Annotated in this window: 5 protein-coding genes; 1 reads left to right on the top strand and 4 read right to left on the bottom strand. The window is 62.5% G+C overall.

The annotated features are described in order from the left end of the window. Positions 1-252, bottom strand: a 252-nt coding sequence (locus tag AC1DJT_RS34405; protein ID WP_476835839.1) for a glutamine amidotransferase-related protein, incomplete at its 3' end; no start/stop codon positions are given. Positions 253-260: 8 nt separating this feature from the next. Continuing rightward, positions 261-983, bottom strand: a complete 723-nt coding sequence (locus AC1DJT_RS34410) for a GntR family transcriptional regulator (protein WP_441492570.1) — start codon at positions 981-983, stop codon at positions 261-263. Positions 984-1,477: 494 nt separating this feature from the next. On the opposite strand from AC1DJT_RS34410, the gene AC1DJT_RS34415 reads away from it, so the two are divergent. After that, on the top strand, positions 1,478-1,885 hold the full coding sequence (locus AC1DJT_RS34415) for a hypothetical protein (RefSeq protein ID WP_476768590.1): 408 nt from the start codon (positions 1,478-1,480) through the stop codon (positions 1,883-1,885). 16 nt (positions 1,886-1,901) lie between these two features. Here the strand turns inward: AC1DJT_RS34415 and AC1DJT_RS34420 are convergent, their stop codons facing one another. Together AC1DJT_RS34420 and AC1DJT_RS34425 are read right to left on the bottom strand one after the other, a co-directional pair. Further along, positions 1,902-2,798: a DMT family transporter gene (locus tag AC1DJT_RS34420; protein ID WP_476835841.1), complete on the bottom strand. Its 897-nt coding sequence runs from the start codon at positions 2,796-2,798 to the stop codon at positions 1,902-1,904. 956 nt (positions 2,799-3,754) lie between these two features. Further along, the coding region (locus AC1DJT_RS34425) for an ABC transporter substrate-binding protein (RefSeq protein WP_476835840.1) at positions 3,755-5,093 on the bottom strand (1,339 nt) is incomplete at its 5' end.

Consider the following 5,093-nt stretch of genomic DNA (forward strand, 5'->3'; position numbering starts at 1 on the left):
GCAGACCCCAAGCATCGGGATCCCAAGGGCGTCGGCCTCCCGGATCAGGTCGTGCTCGCGATTGATGAATGGGATGTCCTCATAGGCACCATGAGGACTGCCGGAGAGGAAGATGCCGTCATATCCGGCCAGGGTTTGGGGGAAGTCACCGTTGAAAACCCAGCGAGCATCGACATCGAGCCCCCAGGACTCGAAGCGTTCGGGCAGCTTCGCCACAGACTCCTGCTTGGGGCCATTCTGGAGGAAAAGCATGCGTCCGCTCATAACGTCGATCCTTGGTTCTTCTGGTCTTCGCGTGGGCCCAACGCCGGTTCGCGCGCTAGCGTGCCGGCGAGCAAGTCGAGGATTCCCTGGCGGGCATTGTCGATATGAACGGTCATGGCGCGGGCCGCCGCGTCGCCGTCGCCTTGCTCCAATGCTGTGACAATCGCGAGGTGCTCACCCTTTCCCGGGTCGAAGCGACGGGGGATGCGAGATAGCCCGAACATCCGGGTGCGCTCGCGGAGATCCTTGACCAGCCGCGCCATCATCCGGTTGCCGCTGGCCTCGGCGATCGACAGATGGACCAGGTCATCGACGGTCCAATGGCGATCGTGAGAGACCTCGCGGGGATCGACCATTCCCTCGATGGCGGCGCGCAAATCGGCCAGCCGACGTGCCGTCATACGACCCGCAGCAAGCCGCGCAGTCTCGGCTTCGATGAGGCGGCGTGTCGCGAGAATCTCCATCACATCCTCGAACGACACGCTTTGTACGGTGAGTATTCGCTTATCGCGCCGCAGATAGCCTTCTCCAGCGAGGCGCCCGAGCGCCTCGCGAACCGGTGTCCTGGAGAGCCCGAGCTGCTCGGCAAGCTTACGGTCCTGGACCACTGTGCCGCCCGGCAATTCGCCGGCGAATATCATGCGGCGGATCTCCTGCATGGCGCGCGCCGCAAGCGATTCTTCGGGGAGTGTTTGTTGGGCCGGTGAGGTAATCTGCATAAGGCATACTTTTGGTATACCAAGCTTGAGTCAAGCGGACCGCTGCAAAAATGAGCGGCACCCGCGCCTACATTTCGACCAATCTCTTGAGATTGATGGCAGATCACCGGGCATCCGGGCGGTCGACCTCTGTCGCTGTCCGTGGAAGCCGATCGGACGCGGTGATTTCGGGCGCCTTCAGCGTGGGGGCGCCTCCCACCGGGAAAACGGCTTGCTCGCCCTGACGTTGCCCCAAGGTTTAACCATCCGTGAGTTCGTTTCCGGCGGTTTTAGGCCCCGTTCGGGCAGGTGAGGCGACGGGCTCTGGCGCTGGGATTTGTCAAACACGGGACCACGCGACTGGATCCCGCGCTCGCGCCGACGGCTAATATTCAGTTGGGAACACATCAACCTTACCGGCATCTACGCTTGGGACTCTGAGCACCAGACGCCCGAAGGTTTCAGATCGCTCAGGCTGCCAGCACTAACCCGACGGGTAGGGGCAGTTTCTGTCGGTGTTCAGTCTCGCCAGCCTGCGCCACCTGCCCGACCTGGAAAAGCTCGAGGACGCGGGCCTGCTGAGCAAGGACAGGCTGCTGGCTGAGGCGGTTTCGATTGGCGTTGGCGATGAGGGAGAGGGCGAGGCGGAGCTGACGACCTCCCCTTTGATGACCCGGACCGGGCGGTTGGAAGTGATCCTCCGCTCTGAGCCGAGATCGTTCGCCGTAGACGAATGCGACGCGATCACACGTAATCTGCGCGAACTCGACCGCCGACGAGGATCGATCGCCCGATTGATGCATCAGCCTGTTCGCCCATGCGAAGATCGCGACGACCTAAGCCATGGCCCGACACCGCACCCACAACACCTGATTTCAAGCGCCAGGTGGCCAGGACTACATGGCTGGCTAGACGCTCCATAGCCTCGCTCGCCGACAGCTACCTAGCCCGGATGCGTTCCCGGTGGGCCGTGTAGAGTCCGCTCGCCGCGATCACCGCTCCTCCGAGGAAGGTCATGGCCTCGGGGACGGCCCCGAATATGGCGAAGGAGAGCAGGGCGGCGGAGGCGAGCTGCACGTACGAGAACGGGGCGATCGTCGATGCGGGGGCCTTCTTGAAGGCGAGGATGACCAGCCAGTGACCGATGGTCGAGAACAAGCCCATGGCCACGCCGATCCCGATCTCCCGCAGTGTCAAAGGGTGCCAGGAGAAGGCCACGCCCACGGACAGCACCGCAAAACCGATGAGCGCGGACCAGGCCATCGTCACCTCCGACCGCTCGGCATGCATCTTCCGCGTCACGATCGCGGCCACCGCCCAGCACATGGCGGCTCCCATCGGAAGAAGAGCCGCCAAGCTGAACCCAGCCGTGCCCGGTCGCACGACGATGAGCACGCCTGCAAAGCCGACCGCTGCCGCTGCCCAGCGGCGAAGGCCCACCTTCTCGCCGAGCAATGGGATGGACAGGGCCGTGATGAATATGGGCGATATGAAATTGATGGCGGTTGCCTCCGCAACGGGAAGCTGCGTGAGGCCCAATATGAAGAGCATCGCGGAGCCAGCCACTGCGAGGCCACGAAGAGTCTGCATGCCGGGCGAGGCGGCCACGAGGGCGCGCCTGCCGCTCATAGCGAACGCGGTCGGCACAACCAGAATGACGAATACGAGATAGCGCAACCAGGCAACCTGCACGCCGGGAAGGTTTGCCGTCAGGAGTTTCGCCGAGACATCACCGGCGGCGAAGAACAATGTGCTCGCCAGGATGAGACCTATGGCGAGGAGGGTGTTGTMTGCGGGTAACGAGATAGCGGGGGGACGGGTAGGGKGCTTCCTTATCGAGACGTCAGAGGAATAGGCATCGCAATCGGCCGCGGTGGCAGCTGCAGACGGGGGTGACATATCGATCCGATCGGGAATTTCGATCTGGCGGCGCGCCATATCCTTGGTTCAAGCAAGACGCATGATCGTGATCAAACTATGAATTCGCGTCGCGATCGCCGAGCGAAGAAGCCCTACCCGCCATGTGAAATTTGCATGCGATGTGGTCCTCCGTCGTCGCGCCCTGCCTTCCCGATGGGGGCCCCTTACTTGCATCCGCGCGATCCCGAAGCCGAACCACGGCGATGCATGACGGGCGGGTAGCTCCACATCCGCCAAGGCTGCCGGCATCCGATCAACTGAAGACCGGTGGAGGGGGCTCGGCGCTCAAAAGTAAAGGCAGCGTCCTTACGTCCGACATACCGTCGAGATTACCGAGCCTATCGACKAGATCGGACGCCTTGGCTGTCGGGAGCGTCAAGGTGAGGAGTTCCATGACCTTGGCGCGTAGCCGCGCGTCCGGAAGTGGATTGTCAGGCGAACCGAGGGTGGGTCCACATGGGCCTGATAACCCGCTCCCGAACGGCCTCTGCGCCTCTTGGTGGACGGTCGCAAACGCGCAAAGTCGGGGCAGCCATCCGCCGTGCTTACGGTTTCTTTTGAATGATTTAGGCCGATGTCTGAGAGGACGTGCGGCCGTGGCTCCGAGCGGATAATGATGTATTCGCTACTAGGGCGCGCCGAATTAATCGCCCCCATTCGGGATCGGAGGCATTTGTATGACTCCGTCGGCTGACCAATCGACCGGGTCAGCAACAGGATGATTGGCCGACTGGGTTCAGGGCATGACTTTCGCGAGAAACCGAATTCGATCGACCAAGACTGGGTAGGTTTGCGCTTCCGAACATGAAGGCGACCGGTTCAGGCCCTGACGCCCGCCGGCAGTTAACGTGCCAATGCCAGCTCGACTCAAATCACTCCCCCCAACGCATGCGGTTGAGGAACAGACTTTCGTTCGGCGTCGGGGTGAACTGCAGTGGCTTGGCGGCGCCATAGCCGACGACGGTCTGGTAAAGAGGCACGACGGGCAGTGTCGCTGCAACAATTTCATGGATCTTGCGATAGTCGGCCAATCGTGCCGCGGGGTCGAGCGTCGCGCGCGCGCGGTCGAGCAGCCCGTCGATCTCCTTGTTCTCGACGATCGTCCACCCATTGCCGGAGTGGAAGAGTTGGTACAGCGCACCGTCCGCGTCTTGGCAAGCGCAGGAGGAGCGGCTGATGGCGAGGATGGGAGAGTCGATGGGTCCGCGCTGGGTCCGTTGAAGGAAGCTCGGCGTGTCGACCAAAGTGATGGTCACCTCGAACCCGACATCGCGCAATTGCTGTTGGATCGCCTGGACGACGCGCTGATCGAAGAAGGGCGCGGTGGTCAGCGCAAACGGCACTTTGGCTGCAGCCCCGGCCTCGGCGACAAGCGCCTTGGCGCGCGCCGGGTCGTAGGTGGGGCCGGCGATGCCCTCGGCCCAGCCAAAATGTGCCGGCGTCAACATCTGCGCGATGGGCTTCTCCTGCCCGCCCAGAATGCCGTCGATGATGCCCTGTTTGTCGACAGCTCGCGCCACGGCTTCGCGAATCTTGGGGTTATCGAAGGGGGGCTGGTTCGGATTGAGGCGCAGATAGGCGAGGCGCTCGGTTAGGGCCGTCAGGGGCTTAACCCGCTGCGACATCTTGAATTGGGCGAGTTGGTCGTTGTCGAGCCCCACGGCAAGGTCGGAGCTCCCCGCCTGCAGATTGGCGACGCGTGTCGCACCATCAGGCACGGCGCGAAAGAGCACGGTCGGGAATGGGCCCTTGGTGCCCCAATAGTCGTCGTTGCGCTTCAGGGTCACGGCAACGCCGCGCTGCCAGCTTTCGAATCGATACGGACCGCTCCCGACCGGCTTGAGATTGAAGGGGTCGTTGCCGACTTTCTCGACGACCGCCTTTGGCACGATTGAGAGCTTCACGAGCTGGGCGAGCAAAGCCGGATACGGCCCGTCGGTGACAAGTTTCACCTCCGTCGTCGAGAGGGGTACGGCTGCAACGATCTTGTCGAACTGCCCCCGCTGCGGACTCCCAAAGGATGCGTCGGTGATACGCTTGATGCTGAAGGCGACATCCTCGGCGGTGAGTTTCGATCCATCATGGAAGGTCACGTCGCCACGCAGCGTGAATAGGATTTCTGTATTGGACAGGCTGCGCCAGGAGGTGGCGATCTGAGGGATGATATCGCCCTTGTCGTCGCGGGTGACGAGATTGTCGAAGATGTTGCGG

The organism is Allobosea sp. 05T422_2, assembly GCF_056396265.1.